Consider the following 21,164-nt stretch of genomic DNA (forward strand, 5'->3'; position numbering starts at 1 on the left):
AGATGGAAAAGTATGACGTGGTTGTCCTTGGCGGCGGCAATGCAGGAATGGGCGTCACGGTCGCGACCCGCGCCGCAGGGCTTTCCGTCGCCATGATCGAGGCCCGCGACCTTGGCGGCACCTGCCCCAATCGCGGCTGCACGCCGAAGAAAGTGCTGGTTGCGGCGGCCCATGCGCTTGATGAAATCGAACGGGCCGATCGGCATGCGATCAGCATCGATTCCCCGAGGCTCGACTGGAGCGCGCTGATCGAGCGGGAAAAGGAAATGATCAGGGACATTCCGTCCCGGCTGTCCGGACTGATGGCCAAGCGAGGCGTCAATGTCATCCACGGCGAGGCCGCCTTTATCGGCAGCAACGCCATCCGCGTCGACGGGCGGGAACTCGAGGCCAGGAACATCGTCATTGCCACCGGCTCGAAGCCACGCTCGCTGCCGATCCCGGGCGCCGAGCATCTGACGACTTCCGACGATGTTTTGAACGATCCAGTGCTGCCCCGCGCCGCGGTGTTCATTGGCGGCGGCGTCATCGCCTTCGAACTTGGCCACGTCTATGCGCGCGCCGGCGTTGAGGTCACGATTCTCGAAGCGCTGCCGCATTTGCTCGGAGGTTTCGATGTCGAAGCCGTCGAACAGATCCGGGATGTGAGCGAGCGTATCGGCATAAGCATACGCACCCTGGCCTGGGTCAAGAGGATCGACGAGGCTGACGGACGGCTGCGCGTCACTTTCGTGGCGGACGGTGCCGAGTGCGCGGTGGAAGCGGACAGGGTTGTCAATTGCGCCGGGCGCGTGGCCAATGTCGAGGGCCTCGATCTTGGCGCCGCCGTTATCGTGCATCGCGAGGGCAGGATCGAAATCGACGGCCATCTGCGCTCGCGCTCCAATCCCGATGTCTACGTCTGCGGCGACGCGGTGTGGAACTCTCCGCAGCTTTCGCCGGTAGCGACCTACGAGGGCGGCATCGTTGGCCGCAACATTGTCGACGGACCGAAACATCGGCCCGACTACGATCATATCCCGGCGTGTCTCTACAGCATTCCGGCCGTGGCAAGTGTCGGACTGACCGAAGCCAAGGCGAGGGAACGGGGACTCGGCGTCAGGATCCACCTCAACGATATGCAGGGCTGGCTCACGGCGAGGACCTATGCCGAGACGGTGGCGTGGTCGAAGATCATTGTCGAGGAAACGACGGGCAGGATCGTCGGCGCCCACATGGTTGGCCATGCCGGCGAAGAACTGATCCATATCTTTGCACTCGCGATGAAACACGCCATCACGGCATCGCAGCTTGCCGATATGGTCTACGGTTTCCCGACCTTCTCCGCCGATATCAGGAACATGTTGTAACGAACTGAGGTCAGGCGGCGAACAGAATACGAACCTCGCCCGCTTTGATGCGCGCAAGGCATCAAAACCATGCAAGAAAAACATGGCCGCGGCGGAGGGGCTTCGATGATAGGCTGCGTCAGATCGATGAAAGCGCAGAAATGGCCGCCGCCGACCAGCCCATGACATTTGAACAGGCCGTCCATGCAGCCGTCGAACTTGATGCGCCTCTCAACGAGCGGCTGGCGGTGATTGCCGCGGCAGTCCGACGGATCGACGCGAATTTCGCCGATGCGGTAGACCGCCTTGTGGATCGCCTGGAGAAACAGGGAGCCGGAGCCGCGGCGCCAACTCCCGGCGATGCCATGCCGCCGTTCCTGCTGCCGGACGATGAGGGCAGGCTGGTTGGCCTGGCCGACATCCTGCTCCAGGGTCCCGCCGTGGTCACCTTTCAGCGCGGGCATTGGTGCCCCTACTGCCGGCTGAACGCGATCGGCATCGTCGAAGCCCAGCAGGAGATCGCGGCTTTGGGCGGCCAGGTCGTGGTGATCATGCCTGAGCGACGCAAATTCGCCAGGGCGATGAAGGCTGCCGTTGGCGCAGGCTTCCCCTTCCTGACCGATATGGACAATGGCTACGCTCTGTCCCTCAACCTGGCGATTTGGATCGGGGCAGAGATGGAGCGCTTGATGGGCGTTGCCTACGATCTTCCAAACTACCAGGGCAACGCCAGTTGGTTCCTGCCAATCCCCGCGACTTTCATCGTCGGAACGGACGGGATCATCACCGATCGCTTTGTCGATCCTGATTACCGCCGACGAATGGACATCGACGACCTGATCGCGGCGCTCAGGCGGGCTCGCTGACGCCGAAGGGCGACCAGTCCGTCGACCTCAACAGGTTGAGCAGGGTCGCGGCCACGGGAGATCTGTGCCGCCCGGCAACCGCGTAGACGGAGACGATCCGCGAGACATCGAGATCGCGAAGCTTGAGCCGGCGCGTGTTCGGCGACCGGGGTGCCGTCAGGCAGACGAATCCTACGCCGGCGTTGGCCTCGAGCAGCGCGAGCAGATCCTGGTCGGTCTCGACTTCGTGCGCGGTTCGAGGCGTGAGGCCTTTGGCAGACAGGCCACGCGATAGCTCCTCGCTCGTCTCCCAATCGATCCGGCTGAGCACCGGTTCCGCGGCAAGCTGGTTCAACGCGACATCGGCCTCGTTGCGCCGCGCGAGCGGGTGATCGGAATTCACAGCAAGTTCGATTCCCTCCTGGAAGAGCGGCCACATGTCGAGGCGATCCCAGGCTTGCCCCAGCGGGCCGGCAACGGCCAGTTCGACGTCACCATTCTTGAGCGCGTCCACGACGGCGGCCGGCGAGCCGCGGTTGATCTTGAGGTGGACGCCTGGATAGGCCCGGAAAAGCTCCGTGAAAGGCGAAACCAGCAGCGCAATATTGATGCTGTTCGAAATCGTCACGTTGAGCGGCGCGACGTCGCTGCTTTGCACGGCCTTGGCAAGCGATTTGGCGGACGTCGCCGCATCATAGCACTGCTGCAGAAGCGGCAGCATACGCCGCCCGAGTTCCGTCAGGTGCGAATGCTGGCGCTCGCGCCGAAGCAGTTCTCCACCCAATTCCTCTTCGAGCGTCTTGATCGCACGCGTGAGCGCCGGCTGCGTGACGTTGCACTCCTCGGCCGCTCTGGTGAAATTCAACGTATTCGACAGGGCCAAAAAATAGCGGACCTGCTGCATCTCCATGAACTTTCGCCCCCTCAGCGAAATCCGATTTTTCAGCCACAGCTAATTTGCGGCCATGCTATCGCAACAGGAGGCCAAGGCAAAGGCGCGCGCCGTTTCGAAGGAACTCGATCGTCCGTGATTGAACGCCAAGGTCTTTTCACTGAACGTCACAATGTTACGCAGCGCCAGCCCATCCCTTTGAAATCGCTGAAACCTTGGGCAGGCAAGGCTTTCCGTCCGTTCCGGCGCTGCAAACCCCGCAGCAAACGGACAGGCGCCAATGCCCCGGCGTGTGCAAAATTGCCTTGGTGAGACGGCTTCGCGCGGCTTGCCGTCCCGAAAAGCCTTCAGTCTTTCCGGACGGCAAGATTGCACTGATGGGGGCGTTCCTGCCCGACCGATCGCTATTCGGCCTTGTCGTCCGGATGGCCGAGTTCGCAGAACCATCCGCCGAGATATTTCACCGACGGCCTTTTTGGATCGGGAATGGCCGTTTTCGCCTCGACGGCGGCGCGGAAAGGTTCGGCGCTGTCCTGCGGGATGAAGCCCAGATGGTTGGCGCCGCTGTTGTCGACCGTCTTCACCTTGTTGTCGGAAATGCCGAAGGAGATCGTGTGGCCGACGCGCGGCGCCGTCAGCGAGGCCTCGACCAGCCGCACGCAGTCGGCGAAGGAGAGGTAGGACCAAAGCATGCGCCGGTCCGCCGGCTCGGGGAAGGACGAGAAGATGCGAAGGCACACCGTCTCGATGCCGAACTTGTCCCAGTAGAGCCGGCTGAGGCTCTCGACGAAATTCTTCGACACGCCATACAGGCTGTCCGGCCGCACCGGTGCGTCGACGCCGATATGCGCCTCGACCTCGTGATAGCCGATGGCATGTACCGAGGAGGCATAGATGACGCGCTTCACCCCGTGTTTCCGGGCGCCTTCATAGATGTGGTAGGAGCCGCGGATGCTGGAATCGAGGATGGTCTGCCACTCGCATTCGAGCGGCGCGCCGCCGAAGTGGACGATCGCATCGCAATCCTTGGTCGCCGCGATCGTCGCCTCCATGTCGGCGAGGTCGAAGACCGCTTCTTCCTCGTGAGCGGCAAGATCGCCAAACGGATGGCGCCCCGCCAGGCGGATGGTTTTTGCCAGCGGCACCAGCCCCTTGCGCAGCTCCGAGCCGAGGCGGCCGGCGGCGCCGGTGATCAGGATACGTTCGTAGTGCGGCATCATTTACTCCACTTGCGCGACGGCGGTGTTGATCCGCGAGATCGCCTCGCTGAGCACCTCTGCGCTGGTCGCGGTCGAGATGCGGAAATAGGGTGACAGTCCATACGCCACGCCAGGCACGGACGCCACGCGGCCTTCGTTGAGAAGATAGTCTGCCACGGCCGCGTCGTCCTCGAGCACGACGCCCTTCGGGGTCTTGCGGCCGATCAGGCTGGCGCAGCCGATATAGGCATAGAAAGCGCCGTCCGGCGGCGAAAGCGTCAGCCCGTTGATCTTGCGGATGCCGTCCACAACCAGGTTGCGACGCGCCTCGAAGGCTTGCCTGAAGCGCCCCACTTCGTCCTGCGGGCCGTTGAGCGCGGCGACTGTCGCCGCCTGCGCGATCGAGCAGACGGAAGTGCAGGACTGGCTCTGGATCGTCGACATCGCCTTGACCAGCGGCCCCGGTCCGGCCGCGTAGCCGACACGCCAGCCGGTCATCGCATAGGACTTCGATACGCCGTTGACGATCAGCGTGCGGTCCTTGAGCTCGGGACAGGCCTTGCCGAAGGACACGAATTCGCGCCCGTCGAAAAGGATGTGCTCGTAAATCTCGTCGGACAGCACGAGCACCTGCGGGTGCCTTGCCAGCACCGCCCCCAGCGCCTTGAGATCGGTTTCCGAATAGACGGCGCCGGACGGGTTGCCGGGCATGTTGAGGAACAGCCACTTCGTCCTTGGCGTGATCGCCTCTTCCAGCAGCGCCGGCGTCAGCCGGAAGCCGGTGGTCTCCGGGCATTCGACGACGACAGGCGTGCCGCCAAGCAGCTTGACCATTTCCGGATAGGAGACGAAATAGGGCGCCGGCAGGATCGCCTCGTCGCCGCCCTCCAGCGTCGCCAGCAGCGCGTTGAAGATGATCTGCTTGGCGCCATTGGCGACGACAATGTCGTCGGCCGTGGAGTCGAGACCATTTTCACGTCGGAACTTGCCGGCAATGGCTTCGCGCACCTCGGCTGTGCCGGCGGCACCGGTGTAGAGCGTCTGGCCGGCCTTCGCCGCGAAATGGGCGGCGTCGATGATGTGCGTGGGCGTCGGGAAATCCGGCTCGCCGAGCCCGAGGTCGATCACGTCGACGCCCTTGGCGCGCAGCGCCTTGGCCGCCTGCGAGGCTGCCATCGAAGCCGAGGGCTTCACCACCGACAGTCGCGAGGAAACATAGCTCATCAGTCGTTCTCCGAGATGTAACCCTTGGATCGGTCGTTCGCCCGCGCGGCGGCGTCGCGCCTGGCCGGATCGCCATAACCGCCGCCGCCCGGCAATTCCAGGATCAGCCGGCGCCCGGCCGGAACATGCTGCCAGCCCTTCGGCCGCATCATCGTGCCGTCGTCCAGCTTGACCACCCCGGCAACGCCGGGCCTGCCGCCATTGCGCCCGCGCGGCGGATGGTTGACGCGGTCGAACATGGCCGAGAAGTCGAATTCATGGCCGTCGGTCGCCTCGATCTCGATGACCTGTCCCAGGCCGCCGCGGAATTCGCCGTCGCCGCCGGAGTTCGGGCGCAGTTCCTTGCGCCAGATAACGATCGGCCCGGTATGCTCCGTCGCCTCGATCGGCATCGTGTGCACGCCCGACGGGAAGGCCGTCGCTGATAGGCCATCAAGCTCGGGGCGGGCGCCCATGCCGCCCGAGTTGAACATCAGCACCTCGGCGCGACGACCCGAACCGCCCGCGACCGGCCGCGCCGAGATGTGGATGTTCCACAGCGCACCGGCGCCTTCCGAGAGGATCTTGCCGGGAAGCGCCTGGGAAATCGCACCGAGCACGAGGTCTGGGACCATATGGCCGAAGATGTGGCGCAGCGCCACCGGCGCCGGCCGCACGGCGTTCAGGATGTTGACCGGCGACGACACAGTGAAGAAGGCCAGCGAAGCGGCATTGTTCGGAATGTCGGGCGCCACCACGCATTTCAGGGCGTAGCAGGCATAGGCCTTGCTGTAGATGATCGGACAGTTGATGCCCCAGCGGCTCATCGGGTCGGTGCCGGTGAAATCGACCTCGACATGATCATCGCGGACCGAAACCGTGGCGGCAAGCTTGACCGGCTCGTCATAGCCATCGGTCACCAGCTCGTTCGACCAGCTTCCCTTGGGCAGCGCCTTGATGCGGTCGAGCATGGCGTCGCGGGTGCGCGAGAAGATGAAGTCGCCGAGCCCATCCAGCGACGCCAGCCCGATCTCCCTCATCATGTCGACGAGGCGCCGGTGGCCGACCTCGTTGCAGGCGGCCAGCGAATAGAAGTCGCCGACCACCTGGTTCGGTTCGCGGACATTGGCGCGCAGCAACCGGACGAGGTCGAGATTGACCTTGCCCATCTCCGCGAACTTCATGATCGGGATCTGGATGCCTTCCTCGTAAACCGACTTGGCGTCGGCGCCGAAGCCGCGCCCGCCGACATCCACGACATGCGCCGTGCAGGCGAAGAACGCCACCAGCTCGCCATTCAGGAACGACGGCGACACCATGGTGATGTCGTGCAGATGGCCGGTGCCCTGCCAGGGATCGTTGGTGACGTAGGTGTCGCCCTCGAACATCTCCTCGCGCGGGATCGCGTTCATGAAATGCAGCACGGCCTCGGCCATGGTGTTGACGTGGCCAGGCGTGCCGGTGACCGCCTGCGCCAGCATCTGGCCGCGCGGGTCGAACACGCCCGCCGACAGGTCGCCGGACTCGCGCACCGAGGTCGAAAAAGCGGTGCGAAGTAGGGTAAGCGCCTGCTCCTCGACCACCGAGATCAACCGGTTCCACATCACCTGCATGCGGATTTCGCCAATGTCGCTCATGCCTGGCTGCCTTTGCGGATGAGAAGGATCGCGCCGTCGCTCTGGATGACGGCATCGAAGCTGGTGGTGATGACGGTGGAGGTCTCGCGCTCGACGATGACCGCCGGCCCGGCCACGCGATCGCCGGCGCAAAGCGTCTCACGGTCGATGATGCCATAGGTCTGCGGCGCGCCGCTCGCCGGATCGAAGACAGCCCGGGTGGTGACTGCTTCACTCGACCGCTTGCCGGCGGTAAGTTCATGCCTGGCGACGGCCGGGCGAACATCCGTCGCCTTGACCGACCAGGTGACGATCTCGATCTCCAGCCCGTCGAGCCCCTCGATGGCGCGGCCGAAGAAGCGCTGGTAGTTCGTCTCGAACAGCTCCTTCAGCCTTGCTACGGCATCGTCGCCGAACGGCTCGTCCGCCAGCGCCACGGGAATTTCCCAGCCCTGGCCGGCGTAGCGCATGAAGGCGGTGATCTCGCAGGCGATCCTGCCGCTGGCGCCGGTTCGCACGAAGCCCTCGGCCGACGCCTTGAGATCGGCGAGCAGGGCGTTGACCTCGGAAGGCGTGAACCGCGACAGCCGCGTCAGCTTAGAGGCCAGCGCCTCGTAGCCGAATGGCGCCTTCAGGAAACCGATCGCCGACCCGACGCCGGCGCCCTTGGGGACGATGCACTGGTCGATGCCGAGCTTCTCGCACAGCCTTGCCGCGTGGAGGGGCGCGGCGCCGCCGAAGGCGATCATCAGATTGTCGGAGATGTTCTTGCCGTTTTCGACGGCATGGACGCGGGCGGCATTGGCCATGTTCTCGTCCACCACTTCGCAGATGCCGAAGGCGGTCGACATCGCGTTGAGTGACAGCCGCTCGCCGACGCGCAGGATCGCCTGCTCGGAGGCAGAGGTATCGAGCTTGATCGCGCCGCCGGCGAAATTGTCAGGATCGAGCTTGCCGAGCACAAGGTCGGCGTCGGTGATCGCCGGACGCTTGCCGCCGCGGCCGTAGCAGGCCGGACCTGGCTCCGATCCGGCGCTTTCGGGCCCGGTCTGGATGCGGCCCATGGCGTCGACCCAGGCGATGGAGCCGCCGCCGGCACCGATCTCGATCATCTCGATCACGGGAATAGAGATCGGCATGCCCGATCCCTTGCAGAAGCGGTAGGTGCGCGCCACCTCGAAGGTCCTTGCCGTGCGCGGCGCATAGTCCTCGATCAGGCAGATCTTGGCGGTGGTGCCGCCCATGTCGTAGGAGACGACCTCTTCCAGGCCGAAGCGCCTTGCGATGTCGGCCGCGAAGATGGCGCCGCCGGCCGGTCCGGATTCGACCAGCCGCACCGGGAATTCCGAGGCGGTCTCCACTGAGATCAGGCCGCCGCCCGAATGGATCATGAACACCGGGCAGTCGGCGCCCATCTCCTTCAGGCGGATCTGCAGGCGGGCGAGGTAGTCGGCCATCTGCGGCCGCACATAGGCGTTGGCGCAGACCGTGTTGAAGCGCTCGAACTCGCGCATCTGCGGCGACACCTCGGCGCTGATCGAGATCGGGATGCTAAGTTTTCGCGAGAGGACTTCGCGGGCACGGCGCTCGTGGTCCGGATTGGCGTAGGCATGGATGAAGCCGATCGCCACCGAGCCGAAATTGGCCGCCGCGATCCGATCAGCGATTTCCTCCAGCGCTGCCTCGTCGAGCGGCTGCAACTCCTGGCCTTCGGCGCCGATGCGGCCCTTGACCGTGAAACGGTCCTCGCGCGGGATCAGCGGCGTCGGCAGTTGCAGGTTGAGATCATACTGTTCGAAGCGGTTCTCCGTCCGCATCTCGATCACGTCGCGGAACCCCTCGGTCGTGACCAGCGCGGTCCTCGCGCCGCGCCGCTCGATCAGCGCATTGGTCGCCAGCGTCGTGCCGTGGATGATGATGCCGATTTCGGAAGGCGAGATGCCGGCATCGCGGGTCACGATGGCGATGCCGTCTAGGATCGCCTGCTCGGGCGCCGAATAGTTGGTCAGCACCTTGGTCGAGAACAGCGTCCCCCTGATGTCTAGGGCGATGTCGGTGAAGGTGCCGCCGATGTCCGCGCCGAGACGGATGTCGTCAGTTCTGGAGGTCATGCCTTGGCCTTCTGGGAAGCGAGCGCGGCGTCGCGCATCTGGGAAAGGGTCTGCCGGGGCGTGAGCGCTTCGGGCGAAATGGCGATGTCGAGAACGGCGCCGGTCGCGGAGCTAAGCGCGCGGCCGAACGAGGCGGCGAAATCTTCCGTCGACTCTACCCGCTCGGCGTGGAAGCCATAGGCCATCGCCAGCGTCACGAAGTCCGGGTTCTCGAGCGAGGTCCCGGAAACGCGGGCCGGATAGTTGCGCTCCTGGTGCGCGCGGATGGTGCCGTAGATGCCGTTGTTGAGGATCAGCACGATCGGCTGCGCGCCCGCCTGCATGGCGGTTCCGAGTTCCTGGCAGTTCATCTGGAAGTCGCCGTCACCGGCAAAGCAGACGACCGTTCGCTGCGGAAACGCGACCTTGGCCGCGATCGCCGCCGGCAGGCCGTAACCCATCGCGCCCGACTGCGGAGCAAGCAGCCGCGCCTCCGGCCCGAACTTGAAGAACTTGTTCGGCCATACCGTGAAATTGCCGGCGCCGTTGGTGAGGATGACATCGGCCGGCAAGGTGTCGCGCAGCCAGGCGGCAACCTGCACCATGTCCACCGGGCCGGGCTGGACGGGCGCCGCGAATGTGTCTTCATAGGCCTTGCGCGCGGATGCCCGCCAGTCGGCCCAGCCGCCTTTGACCGGGGTCAGCGCCTTGGCAAAGGCGTTCGGGCCGGCATGGATGCCGATCGTCGGCACATAGATCTTGCCGATCTCGCGGTCGGAGCCATGCACATGGATCAGCTTTTGCCGCGGCACCGGTACCGACAGCAGCGTGTAGCCGTCCGTCGTCATCTCGCCGAAGCGGACATTGATAGCCAGGATCACGTCCGCTTCGCGGATCAGGTTCCTGACATGCGCTACCATGCCGACGCCGGCCTCGCCGACGAAGGCCGGCGAATGATTGTCGAACCGGTCCTGATAGCGGAAGGCCGCCACGACAGGGATGTCGGAGGCCTCGGCGAAAGCCTGCAGCGCTGTGCGTCCCTCCGCCGTCCAGTTGGTGCCACCCATCAGCAGCACCGGCCTTTCGGCTCCCGTCAGCAGCTTGAACGCCGAGGCGAGCGCTTCCGCTGACGGTGCCGGCTCGAAGATCGCGGCCGGCCTGGTGAGCGGCGCGGCCTCGGTCAGGGTGGTGAGCATGTCTTCAGGCAGCGCGATCACAACCGGGCCGGGCCGCCCGGTCAGGGCGGTGGTCCAGGCCCGCGCCACGATCTCCGGCAGACGCGAGACGTCATCGATCTCGACCGCCCATTTGGCGACCGTTCCGAACACCGCGCGGTAGTCGATCTCCTGGAAGGCCTCGCGCCCTTTCATGTCGGTGCCGACCTGGCCGACGAAGAGGATCATCGGAGAGCTGTCTTGCATGGCCGTATGCACGCCGATGCTGGCATTGGTCACGCCCGGGCCGCGCGTCACGAAGCAGATGCCGGGCGAGCCCGTCAGCTTGCCATAGGCGGAGGCCATGAAGGCCGCGCCGCCCTCGTTGCGGCAAAGCACGTAGTCGAGCTTGCCATGGGTGTCGTGCAGCGCGTCGAGGACGGCGAGATAGCTTTCGCCGGGAACACCGAAGCTCTTGCTCGCGCCAAGCGCGATCAGGCACTCGACAAGAAGGTGACCGCCATTGCGGACCATGCTTCGGCATCCTCACGATTGGCGGCAAGCGGATCGAGCCTGCCTTTTCGGATCTATACCTGCACGCAGGCAGGCCGGGACGAAATCAAGAAATGCGGTCCATTCGAAAGTTTTTCTTTACAGTGGCGGGCGCACCAGAACGCCGGGGTTCATGGTGCCCTTTGGATCGAGCGCGCCCTTCAGCCGCGCCATCAGGTCCCGCTCCACCGCATCGCGATTGCGATCGGCCATGGCGATCTTGGCGCGGCCAAGCCCATGCTCGGCTGCGAAGCTGCCGCCCATCTCCGTGGCGAGCGCCGACAGCGCTTCGGCCAACCGCCCGGCCTTGCCGTCGAAATCGGCACGGCCTTCCGGCGGCGACAGATTGTAGTGGATGTTGCCGTCGCCGAGATGCCCGAACGGGTTGATCCGCACGCCGGGCAGGATGTCTTGGCAGACCCGGGCGCCCGCCTCGATGAAACGGGCGATGGCGCCCGGCGGCACCGAGATGTCATGCTTGAGCTGCTCGCCCTCCAGCCGCTGTCCCTCCGGCTGTTCCTCGCGCAGTCGCCAGAACTGGGCCCGGTGCGCGCCCGATGTCGCCAGCGCGCCGTCGAGCACCAGGCCTTGCTCCATGCCCCATTCCAGCGCCGAGTTCAGGATTTCGTCCAGGGGAACCCGAAGCGAACCCGAAGCCAGCTCGACGAGCAGATAGACGTCGCCCCTTGTCTCCAACTGGTAGGCGAGATCGGGCACATGCCTTAGCGCCAGCTCCAGGCCGAGATCGCAGAAGAATTCGAGCCCGGTGAGGAATTCGCCGGCCTCGCCGCGCAGGAAAGCGCCGAAGGAGACGGCGGCGGCAAAGTCGGGCAGGACCAGGAGCGCGCCCGCCTGCTGTTTTGGCGTCGGGTAGAGCCTGAGCCCCGCGCGCGTCACGATGCCGAGCGTGCCTTCCGCGCCGCAGAACAGTTTGCGCAGCTGATAGCCGGCATTGTCCTTCTGCACCGCGCGCAGCCCGTCCCACACCACCCCGTCCGGGGTCACGACCTCGAGCCCGAGCACCAGGTCCTGCATCATGCCGTAGCGGAATGCGAGGCTGCCGCCGGCATTGGTGCCGATCAGGCCGCCGATCCTGGCGCTGCCTTCCGCTCCGAGATGCATCGGGAACATCAGGCCGTGCGGCTCCAGCACCTCGTGCAGCGCGGCGAGCACGACGCCTGCCTCGACGATGATCGAGCCGCTGTCGAGATCCGGTTTGCCGATCGCCGCCATGCGCGACAGCGAGACGATCACCGCGTTGGGCTGCTCCGCGACTGCGCCGCCGCAAAGCCCGGTGTTGCCGCCTTGCGGCACCACCGCCAGCCCAGCCTCCCGACACACGTTGATCACCGCAGCCACTTCGGCGGTGCTCGCCGGTCTGGCGACGCCAAGCGGTGGCACGCCGTAACGGTTGAGCCAGTCGCGCTGGTAGGGCTCGGAATCGCTGCCCGAAAGCCAGCCTTTCGGCCCGAGAATCTCGCTCAGCACGGCGGTGGGATCAGTCATCGAAATACCCGGGAGACAGCTGGCGGCGTGCAGCTGCGGAACGTTGCATCTTCCCGAATGCCGTTCAATGACCCAGCACTTGCGACAGGAACTGCCGCGTGCGCTCGTTCTCGGAGCCGGCGAAGAATTGCTCCGGCGGCGCCTGCTCGACGATCTCGCCGGCGTCCATGAAGATCACCCGGTCGGCGACCCGGCGCGCGAAGCCCATCTCATGCGTGACGCAGATCATCGTCATGCCTTCGGAGGCGAGCGTGACCATGACGTCCAGCACTTCGGAGATCATTTCCGGATCGAGCGCCGAGGTCGGCTCGTCGAACAGCATGATCTGCGGCTGCATGCAAAGGGCACGCGCGATCGCCACCCGCTGCTGCTGGCCGCCGGAGAGCTGGCCGGGAAACTTCATCGCCTGCTCGGGGATGCGGACCTTCTCCAGATAGCGCCGTGCGGTCGCCTCGACCTCCGCGCGCGGCTGCTTGCGCACGATCATCGGCGCAAGCATGCAGTTCTCCAGCACCGTCATATGCGGGAACAGGTTGAAGTGCTGGAACACCATGCCGACCTCCCGCCTGATCTCGTCGATGTTGCCGACATCGTCGTTGAGTTCGGTGCCGAGCACGGTGATGCGGCCGCCATTGTGCTGCTCGAGCCGGTTGATGCAGCGGATCATGGTGGACTTGCCGGAGCCGGAGGGACCGCAGACGACGATCCTCTCTCCCCGCCCCACGGAAAGATCTATGTTCCGCAGCGCGTGGAAGGCTCCGTAATATTTGTCGAGGTTCTCGATGCGGACCGCGGGCCCGCCGGATTCACCCGAATTGCCTATGGTCATGCGGGCCTCCCTAGCGTTCGCCGACCGACATGCGGCGCTCGAGAAAGGCGCCGTAGCGGGACAGGCTGAAAACGAAGACGAAGTAGATGAAAGCGATGAAGGCGTAGACCTCGACATAGGCGAAGCGCCACTCGCCGGTTCCGTAGGCGGCGTTGCCCGACGCCAGGATCTCAAAGAAGCCGACAATGACCACCAGCGAGGTCTCCTTGAACGAGATGACGAACTGGTTGATCGTGGCCGGCAGCGCGTTGCGCATGGCCTGCGGCAGAAGGATGCGGCCGATGCGCTGCCAATAGCTCATGCCGAGTGCCATGGCGGCCTCTTCCTGTCCGTTGGGAACGCCCTGCAGGCCGCCTCTGACGATCTCCGCCTGGTAGGCGGAGAAGAACAGGGCCGAGCCCAGGATTACCCGGTACAGCTTGTCGCCCGCCAGCCACTGCGGCAGCGCGAACGGCAGGACGATGGCGAAGGTGAAGAGGATCGAGATCAGCGGCAGCGAGCGGACCGAGTCGATGATGATGCCGGTGGTCCGCGATATCCACGGCAGTTCCGACCGGCGCAGCAAGGCCAGGCAGATCGCCAGCGGGAAGCCGATCAGGCAGGTGGTCACGAAGATGAAGAGGGTCAGCGCCAGCCCGCCCCATGCTTCCTCGCCGACATAGGCGAGGCCAAGTACCCCGCCCTTCATCAGCATGTAATAGAGGGCCGTTCCGGCGCCCCAGACCAGCGCGATGCGGCGCCCGGTCCAGAAGGCCGGCATGCAGCTCAGCACCGTCATCACCACCACGGCGACGCAGGCGAGCGCCGAGCGCCATTGCTCCTCAAAGGGATAAAGGCCGAACAGGATGATCCGCCATCTTGCGGCGATGACCGACCAGCAGGCTCCCGCCGCCGCCTGGCAGGCTTCAGGGCCGCCGCTTGTCGTGAAAACAGCTGAGAAGATCGCCCAGTTGAGCAACTTCCAGGCAAGGAAGACCATTACCGCCAGGGAGATCAACGACAGCAGCGCCTGAACTGGCGTCGCAAAGAAGCGCCGCTTCAGGTCCTCGATCCTCCTGGGAGCAGGTGGCGCGACAAAGACCATTTCCATCTCTCACCCCCTCAGTTGATTGCCCTTGAGGGCAATAGCCTTGTTGATGCGGTTGAACACTGCGGCGAGGCTGAGGTTGATGGTCAGGAAGCCCGCCATCAAAATACCGATCGCCTCAAGCGTCTGGCCGGAATGGTTGATGGTCAGCGCCACGATCATGAAGAAGTCGGTGAAGCCGACTGCGATGCCCATCGTCGTCGCCTTGATCAGCCAGACATACTGGTTGGCGAGGATCGGCAGCATGGCGCGCAGAGCAAGCGGCAGCTTGACCAGCGTGAAGACCCGCCATGGGCTGAGCCCCAGCGAGAGTGCCGCCTCCACCTGGCCCTTGCCGACGGCCTTGAAGCCGCCGCGGACGATCTCGGCGATGTAGGAGCCGCCATAGATGGCGATGGCGACCGCGAGCGCGGAAAACTCTGGTGGGATGCGCAGGCCGCCCCTTAGGTTGAGGCCTTGCAGGGCAGGGAAGTCGAGCAGCGGCGCATCTGGCAGACGACCGACGATCAGGATGAGGACCGCGCAGGCAAGCGCCGTTGCCATGCCGGCGAGCTGGATGGTGCGGCGCTCGCCGACCGGTTGGCTGAGCCGCGATGTCCGGCCAAGCCAGACCGGCAGCACCACAGCGGCGATCACCGACAAAATGGCCAGCGCCATTGCCACGCCGCCGACATTGGGAGCAGGGAGGTAGAGCCCGCGGCTGGTCAGCAGCATGCCCCAGGCTTCGTGCGCGGCGCGCGGCGTCGGCAGGTGCGTGATGATCGCGTACCAGAAGAAGACCTGGAGGATCAGCGGGATGTTGCGGAAGACATCGACATAGGTTCGGCCGAGCAGCCGCGCCAATTCGTTGGAGGACGTCCGCGCCAGGCCGACGATCGTCCCGACGACCGTTGCCAGCAGCAGTCCGACGCTGCCCAGGAACAGGGTGTTGACGATGCCGATGAGGAAGAACCACCAGTAGGGGTCGTTGGCTGTGGCGGGCAGGAGCGAGAAGTTCACGTCCCAACCCGTCGATTTGTACAAGAAGTCGAATCCCGAAGTGATCCCTTGTTCAGCGAGGTTGCGCCGCGCGATCATCACGCCGGCAAGCACAAGTGCTGCAAGCGAGCCGACATAGAGAACCTGCAACAAAACGTTGCGGACCCTCTGATTTCTCAGCAGGCTGACCATTTGCCAATCTCCCGAATTGCCGCCGGTTCCACCCGGCAAGACCGGGCGGAACTCAGAGCGGGACGCGTTAAGAACGGTCAGTCGATGACCAGCGGGAACAGGACGCCGCCATTGTTCCAGAGGTTGGTCAGGTCACGATCCATCTTGTAGGGCGACTCCTTGCCGAGATCGCGATCGAAGATCTCCGCATAGTTTCCGACCTTCTTGATGACGTTGTAGGCCCAGTCGTCGGGAAGCCCGAGACCCTTGCCCATGCCCGGTGCCGCACCCAGAAACTTCGCGACTGCCGGCGAGGTGGGCTTGGCCTTGATCTCGTCGACATTCTTCGACGTGATGCCTTCCTGCTCGGCGAAGAGCAGGGCGGTGAGCGTCCAGTTGGCGACGTCGACCCAGTTATCGTCTCCCTGACGCACGATCATGACTTCGGGTTCGACCGCAAGCACGTCGGGCAGGATCACGTGATCGTCGACCTTGCCCTTGGCCACGCGCGCGATTGCAAGGACCGGCCCCCACTGGGCGTACATGTCGCAGCGACCCGAGAAGTATGCCTGCTCGAGCTCTTCCGTCTTTTCGATGACGACCGGTTCCAGCTTGATCCCGACCTTCTGCGCATAGGCGGCGACCTGCTGCTCGATGGTCGTGCCGGCGGGAATGCAGATCGTGCCACCATCGGCGTCCTTGAGCGACTTGAGGTTGAGCTCCTTGTGCGCCATCACCTTGGTCGTGCCCAGATAATAGGACATGGAGAACTGCAGGCCGAGCTCGGTGTCGCGGCTGAGCGTGCCGCCCGAGGCCTTGATGATAATGTCGACATCGCCCGATTGCAGCGACGGCCAGCGCTGGGCCCAGCTGATCGGAACGACCTTCAGTTTTGCCGGGTCGCCGAACACAGCCGTGGCCACCGCCCGGCAGAGGTCGATGTCCATGCCCTTCCAGTTGCCCTTGTCGTCGACCTCGGCGAAGCCGAGATAGGAGCCGTCATGGCCGGTGCAGTTGAGCAAGCCGCGTGCCTTGACGGTTTCGAGCGTCTTGCCGCCCGCGGCCTCGGCCGGCGCCGCGAAATGAACCAGGCCAACGGCCAGGGCCGCAGCCCCCCATTGCATCATTTTCATGGTGTTGTCTCCACTGTTGAGGTTGTTCAGTTTCTTGTTTTTGTTGGAGTCCGAAACAGCGTTCGGAACTCGGTCGCGAAGCCGCTTCCTAGTCGGAAAGCGGGGTCGGTTTCGGCAAGGAAATCTTGAGGTCGCTTCGCCAGTCCTGCTGCGCCAGCCATCGGTGCAGCGCGGCCACAGCCTTCACACGCAGATGCCCGCGCGGGACGACAAGGTAGAAGCCGGGGACTTCCTCCGGCTTCATGTCGGCAATGGCGTCGCGGCCGATCGGCGCAACGAGCGCGCCCGACCGGAAGTCTTCCTCGGCGTCGATGACGGAAACCAGGCCCACGCCGATGCCTTGCAAGGCCGCCCGGCGCATGGTTGCCGCATCGTCGAAGCTGATGCTGCGGTCACCATCTGTCAGCTCCACCCCCAGGTGCCGCAATATATCCGGCCACAGGCGCTTCGACTTGACGGTGTCGAGCAGCGTGAACTTCGTCAGGTCGTGCGCCGACTTGATCTTCTCGCCGATCGCCGGCGTGCAGCAGATGATCTTCGGGTCCGGCACCAGCAGCGTCGTGTCGTAGTCGGGCCAGCTGCCGTAACCCCACTGCACTGTCATATCGATGTCGTCGCGCCCGAAATCCGGCAGGTCGACCATCGTCGTCAGGCGCAGGTCGGCGCCCGGCAGGATCTCGCGGAACAGCGAAAGCCTGGGCAGCAGATAGTGGGTGGCGAAATACGGGCTCGCATTCAGGTTGATGCGATCCCGGTAGTTCGACTTGGTGACGCGGCGGACGCCTTCCGAGAACTCGTCGAAGCCGGCCTTGACGTAATGCGACAGCAGGATCGCCGATTCCGTCAGTTCGATCGATCGGCCCTTGCGCTCGAACAGCGTCACCTGCAGCGTGTCTTCCAGGAGCTTGATCTGTTGGCCGACCGCCTGCGGCGTCACCAGCAGTTCGTCGGCCGCCTGCCGGAAGCTCTTGTGCTGCGCGACGGCATGGAAGACCCTGAGCGCATTGAGCGAGGGAAGGCGAAGCTTGCCGGTCATCGTGAATTCCGCCTCCTCTTTGCTTGGGCTCCGTCGATCATGCACTGCTGTATTTTCCGCCGCCGGCGGCTGCGGAATGTCGCCTCATGCGTAGATATAACCACCTGAAACGATTACGTTTTCGCCGGTCATGTAGGTATTCTTGGGGCCGCCGGTCATCAGCACCCACTCGGCGATCTCGGTGGGCTCGGCGCCGCGGCCGAGCGGGCTTGCCTTGGCCAGTTCCTCGAGGAAGCCGAGGGCTTTTGCCTTCTCCGTCGCCATGCCGGCCGGCGCCACCGAATTCACCAGGATGCCGTCCTTGGCGACGTGATGGGCGAAGGACCGCGTCAGGCTGACGACGGCAGCCTTGGTCGCCGCATAATGGGCGTTCTGCGGATGCGCCTTGAACGCATCCACCGAGGTCAGGTTGACGATCCGCCCGCGCACTTGCGCTTTCGGCTCCTGCGACTGCATGTGGCGGACGGCCTCCGCCATCATGTGGTAGGTGCCCTTGATGTTGATGCCATTGGAGGCGTCCCACTCCGCGTCGGTGATCTCGAGCAGTGGGCGGCGCGGGTAGATCGCGGCGCAGTTGATCAGCGTGTCGACGCGCCCGAGCTTCGAGACGATGGCCTCGAAAGCGGCGTGGCACTGCGGGCCGACCTGGATGTCGCAGGTCGCAGACGCGGTCGGCAGGCCCTTGGCCTTGGCCGGCTCCAGCGCGCTCTCGGCCGCGTCCTGGTTGATGTCGATGATGCCGATCTTTGCCGCCCCGGCCTCCACGGCCATCCGTGCCAAAAGCGCGCCGAGGCCGGCGCCGCCACCAACGATGAGAACGGAAAGGTCTTTCATCCTATTTTCCTTGCTTGCTGCCGCTTGGGCTGGTCGGCCGGGTCGGCATGATGTCGAAGCGGGTTACGTCGGCCCATGCGGGCAGGCCGAGCAGCGTGACGACCATGCTCGCTACGTCGTCCGGCTGCACGGCGACGTTCCCGGCGTACATGGCGGCCCGGGCCTCCGCGTCGAGTATGTCCTTGTAGAGCTGCGTCTCGACGCGGCCGGGCACGATTTCGGTGACACGTATGCCGTGAGGGGAGAGGTCGGCGCGCAGCGCGGCGGCAAAGCCGGCTATCGCCGCCTTGGTGGCAGAATAGACGGCGACGTTCGGAAACGCCGCATGGCCGGCGGAAGACCCGGTGAACAGAATGTGCCCCGACTGCCGCTCGCGCATCTGCGGCACGACGAGGCGGGTGAGCAGGATTGCCGAGCTAACGTTGACCTCGAGCGCGGTGTCGATGTCGGCGATCTTCATGTCGGCGAAATTGCCGAGCGGCGGCATGATCCCGGCATTGTTGATCAGCACGTCGATGGTGAGATCGGCCACGACCGATTCCAGCGCCTCGCGGTCCGTAACGTCGACGGCGATCGGCACGATGCCCGGCCGCTCGGCCTGCAACTCCTTGAGCGCGGCCTGGCTGCGCCCGACGGCATAGACGTCGTAACCCGCGTCGCTCAACGCGACCGCGATGGCCCGCCCTATGCCGCTCGTCGCACCTGTGATGAAGGCTGTCGTCACGTGGGCTTTCCCCGATTGCCTGGCTTTCACTGTGCGGCTTTGACCGGTGCCGCGAAACCAAGAAAACCAGCAAAAAGGAAAGATAAACTTTCGAAGGCCTTTTTGGCGGCTGGAATATTCCAATGCGCTTGCGCAGCCGCGAAACCCGCAAACCCAGGCAAAGTAAGGCTTTCAGCGCGTGAACCTGGGCTTTCGGCCGCCGATCGAGCAAAAACATGGCTTTCGTGAACGCCCGGCCGGCCCTGCTCGGCGAACGCGCGCCGCATCGAAGGTGGCGAAGCCTATCCGGCCGTCGGCACGGGCTTGTTCTTCTCGGTGAACAGCGCCGCCGCCGCCGCCTTCTGCTCGGCGTCGGTCGCCTCGACGCCCGAGGCCCGGGCGAGCGCGCGCACCCGGCCGAGACTGTTGTGCAGGTGCTTGCGCATGGCCTGGCGGGCGGCGCGGCCGTCCTGCCTTTCGATGGCATCGACGATTGCCTTGTGCTCGCTGTGGATGCGCGCGTAGTAGCTGTCCTTGAGCGCGGGTTCGACCACATAGCCGAGTTGGAAGCGCGGCACGATCATCGGCCGGAGATAGACCAGGAAGCCGTGGATGAATTCGTTGCGCGCGGCCTTGGCGATCGCCAGGTGGAAATCATAGTCGTAGTGGATCTGGACGACGGCGGGATCCGCCTGCTGGGCGTCGACCTGCTCCATTACGGCCCGGATCGCGCCCGCCTCTGCTTCGCTCCGCCGTTCCGCGCAGAGCCCGGCGGACTCGACCTCGACGCTCAGCCTGAGTTCCAGCAGGGCGATGGTCTCCGGCAAGGTCCTCAGCGCCTCGTCCGGTATCGAGAAATTGCGCGGCGCCGGCGTCTCGCTGACGAACATGCCGCGTCCCTGCTGCGGCACCACCATGCCGTCGGAACGCAATCGCGCCACCGCTTCCCGCACCACGGTGCGGCTGACGTCGTATGCCGCGCACAGCTCCGCCTCGGTCGGCAGCTGCGCGCCGGGAGGCAGCCGGCCGGAACGGATCTTCTCGGACAGGCTCTCGGCCACGACGGTGGACAGCGGCTTGCGCTTCGTCATCAGTCTCCCTCTCGCCCGATTCGGGATGATGCCCGAACCGGCAGAACCATTCAAACCGCCGCGGTGACGATCAGCTCGACCAGCATGCCGGGCTTCGCCATCCGGCCCTCGCCGGAAGAGCGCGCCGGCGCGTGTTGCTTCGGCATCCAGGCGTCCCAGACCGTGTTGACCTCGTCGAAGTCTCTGATGTCGTCGAGCCACATCTGGACGTGAAGGATGCGGTTCTTGTCCGTGCCGGCCTTGGCAAGCAGCGCATCGATCTTGCCGAGCACCTCGTGCATCTGGTCGGCCGCGGACTGGCCGGGTTGGGCGACCTGGCCGATGAGATAGAGCGTGCCGTTGTGGATGACACCGTGGTGGATGCGGGTGTCGAAGTCAAAGCGCTGGATATCGCCCACTGGATCGTCCTTGTCAGATTGCCGGCGTCTGCCGGATCGGGTTGCCTTGCAGATATTGCGCGTAGGGCGCCTGAACGAGCCAGCCGGCGTCGACGGGCAGGGTGACGCCGGTGATCGACGCGGCGCGCTCGGAGCAGAGGAACAGCGCGGCCTCGGCGACATCGCGCGGCTCGACGAAGCGGCGCAGCGCGGTGGTGGCCTGTATGGCTTCCGGGTTGCGCTCACCCTTGGCGATCTTCGCTTTCAGCCCGTCCGAAAGCGTGTAGCCCGGCGCCAACGCATTGACGCGAACGCCGTGCGGGCCGAGTTCGGCCGCAAGGATCTGCGTCAGCGCCAGCACCGCATGCTTTCCGGGTGTGTAGGCCGGCAGTGACAGCGGCGCGAAGGAGGCGAGCGAGCCGACATTGAGGATCGCGCCGCGCCCGGCGGCCGACATCAGCCGGCCGAATGCTTGGCAGCCAAGCAGCGTGCCGCGATAGTTGATCCGCCACATCTTCTCGTCCTCGTCCAGGTCCTGGT

Annotated in this window: 20 protein-coding genes; 2 read left to right on the forward strand and 18 right to left on the reverse strand. The window is 64.9% G+C overall.

What is annotated here, in order from left to right:
• Window positions 1-2: 2 nt before the first annotated feature.
• Window positions 3-1,349 (forward strand): NAD(P)/FAD-dependent oxidoreductase, encoded by a 1,347-nt coding sequence (locus EN742_RS00125; protein ID WP_128332206.1) that lies wholly within the window; start codon window positions 3-5, stop codon window positions 1,347-1,349.
• 140 nt (window positions 1,350-1,489) lie between these two features.
• Window positions 1,490-2,194, forward strand: coding sequence for a peroxiredoxin-like family protein (locus EN742_RS00130; protein ID WP_127406426.1), 705 nt, complete (start codon window positions 1,490-1,492; stop codon window positions 2,192-2,194).
• On the opposite strand, the gene EN742_RS00135 is transcribed toward EN742_RS00130, so the two are convergent.
• From EN742_RS00135 to EN742_RS00220, 18 genes are all read right to left on the reverse strand, one after another.
• A complete protein-coding gene (locus EN742_RS00135) occupies window positions 2,178-3,083 on the reverse strand; it encodes a LysR family transcriptional regulator (RefSeq protein WP_127406427.1) in 906 nt (301 codons plus the stop codon). The genes EN742_RS00130 and EN742_RS00135 overlap by 17 nt on opposite strands.
• Before the next feature lie 386 nt (window positions 3,084-3,469).
• Window positions 3,470-4,282, reverse strand: a complete 813-nt coding sequence (locus EN742_RS00140; protein ID WP_126056524.1) for an NAD(P)-dependent oxidoreductase — start codon at window positions 4,280-4,282, stop codon at window positions 3,470-3,472.
• Window positions 4,283-4,285: 3 nt separating this feature from the next.
• The gene (locus tag EN742_RS00145) at window positions 4,286-5,488 is read right to left on the reverse strand and encodes a pyridoxal phosphate-dependent aminotransferase (protein ID WP_127406428.1); all 1,203 of its coding nucleotides are present in this window, start codon (window positions 5,486-5,488) and stop codon (window positions 4,286-4,288) included.
• Window positions 5,488-7,104, reverse strand: a complete 1,617-nt coding sequence (locus EN742_RS00150; protein ID WP_126056522.1) for a hydantoinase B/oxoprolinase family protein — start codon at window positions 7,102-7,104, stop codon at window positions 5,488-5,490. Before EN742_RS00150 ends, EN742_RS00145 begins: the two co-directional genes overlap by 1 nt.
• Window positions 7,101-9,194 carry a hydantoinase/oxoprolinase family protein gene (locus tag EN742_RS00155; protein ID WP_128332207.1) on the reverse strand — a complete coding sequence of 698 codons (2,094 nt, stop codon included), beginning with the start codon at window positions 9,192-9,194 and terminating at the stop codon, window positions 7,101-7,103. Before EN742_RS00155 ends, EN742_RS00150 begins: the two co-directional genes overlap by 4 nt.
• Window positions 9,191-10,861 carry a thiamine pyrophosphate-binding protein gene (locus EN742_RS00160; RefSeq protein ID WP_126056520.1) on the reverse strand — a complete coding sequence of 557 codons (1,671 nt, stop codon included), beginning with the start codon at window positions 10,859-10,861 and terminating at the stop codon, window positions 9,191-9,193. Before EN742_RS00160 ends, EN742_RS00155 begins: the two co-directional genes overlap by 4 nt.
• Window positions 10,862-10,978: 117 nt before the next feature.
• Window positions 10,979-12,385 carry an FAD-binding oxidoreductase gene (locus tag EN742_RS00165; protein ID WP_127405350.1) on the reverse strand — a complete coding sequence of 469 codons (1,407 nt, stop codon included), beginning with the start codon at window positions 12,383-12,385 and terminating at the stop codon, window positions 10,979-10,981.
• A gap of 64 nt (window positions 12,386-12,449) precedes the next feature.
• Window positions 12,450-13,214 (reverse strand): amino acid ABC transporter ATP-binding protein, encoded by a 765-nt coding sequence (locus EN742_RS00170; protein ID WP_189363035.1) that lies wholly within the window; start codon window positions 13,212-13,214, stop codon window positions 12,450-12,452.
• Window positions 13,215-13,224: 10 nt separating this feature from the next.
• Window positions 13,225-14,304 carry an amino acid ABC transporter permease gene (locus EN742_RS00175; RefSeq protein WP_126056518.1) on the reverse strand — a complete coding sequence of 360 codons (1,080 nt, stop codon included), beginning with the start codon at window positions 14,302-14,304 and terminating at the stop codon, window positions 13,225-13,227.
• Window positions 14,305-14,307: 3 nt separating this feature from the next.
• Window positions 14,308-15,471 carry an ABC transporter permease subunit gene (locus EN742_RS00180; RefSeq protein WP_127405351.1) on the reverse strand — a complete coding sequence of 388 codons (1,164 nt, stop codon included), beginning with the start codon at window positions 15,469-15,471 and terminating at the stop codon, window positions 14,308-14,310.
• Between the two features lie 77 nt (window positions 15,472-15,548).
• On the reverse strand, window positions 15,549-16,583 hold the full coding sequence (locus EN742_RS00185) for an amino acid ABC transporter substrate-binding protein (protein ID WP_126056516.1): 1,035 nt from the start codon (window positions 16,581-16,583) through the stop codon (window positions 15,549-15,551).
• 88 nt (window positions 16,584-16,671) lie between these two features.
• Complete coding sequence (locus EN742_RS00190; protein ID WP_126056515.1) at window positions 16,672-17,619, reverse strand: LysR substrate-binding domain-containing protein; 948 nt, start codon at window positions 17,617-17,619, stop codon at window positions 16,672-16,674.
• 84 nt (window positions 17,620-17,703) lie between these two features.
• The gene (locus tag EN742_RS00195) at window positions 17,704-18,453 is read right to left on the reverse strand and encodes an SDR family oxidoreductase (protein ID WP_126056514.1); all 750 of its coding nucleotides are present in this window, start codon (window positions 18,451-18,453) and stop codon (window positions 17,704-17,706) included.
• Between the two features lies 1 nt (window position 18,454).
• Window positions 18,455-19,177: an SDR family oxidoreductase gene (locus EN742_RS00200; RefSeq protein WP_126056513.1), complete on the reverse strand. Its 723-nt coding sequence runs from the start codon at window positions 19,175-19,177 to the stop codon at window positions 18,455-18,457.
• A gap of 26 nt (window positions 19,178-19,203) precedes the next feature.
• On the reverse strand, window positions 19,204-19,443 hold the full coding sequence (locus EN742_RS00205) for a hypothetical protein (protein WP_126056512.1): 240 nt from the start codon (window positions 19,441-19,443) through the stop codon (window positions 19,204-19,206).
• Window positions 19,444-19,458: 15 nt separating this feature from the next.
• Window positions 19,459-20,247: a FadR/GntR family transcriptional regulator gene (locus tag EN742_RS00210; RefSeq protein ID WP_189375068.1), complete on the reverse strand. Its 789-nt coding sequence runs from the start codon at window positions 20,245-20,247 to the stop codon at window positions 19,459-19,461.
• Window positions 20,248-20,297: 50 nt separating this feature from the next.
• Complete coding sequence (locus tag EN742_RS00215) at window positions 20,298-20,645, reverse strand: RidA family protein (protein ID WP_126056510.1); 348 nt, start codon at window positions 20,643-20,645, stop codon at window positions 20,298-20,300.
• 13 nt (window positions 20,646-20,658) lie between these two features.
• On the reverse strand, window positions 20,659-21,164 hold a 506-nt coding region (locus EN742_RS00220), incomplete at its 5' end, for an SDR family oxidoreductase (RefSeq protein WP_148670004.1).

The sequence above is a fragment of the Mesorhizobium sp. M4A.F.Ca.ET.020.02.1.1 genome (assembly GCF_004022645.1).
Lineage (GTDB): Bacteria > Pseudomonadota > Alphaproteobacteria > Rhizobiales > Rhizobiaceae > Mesorhizobium.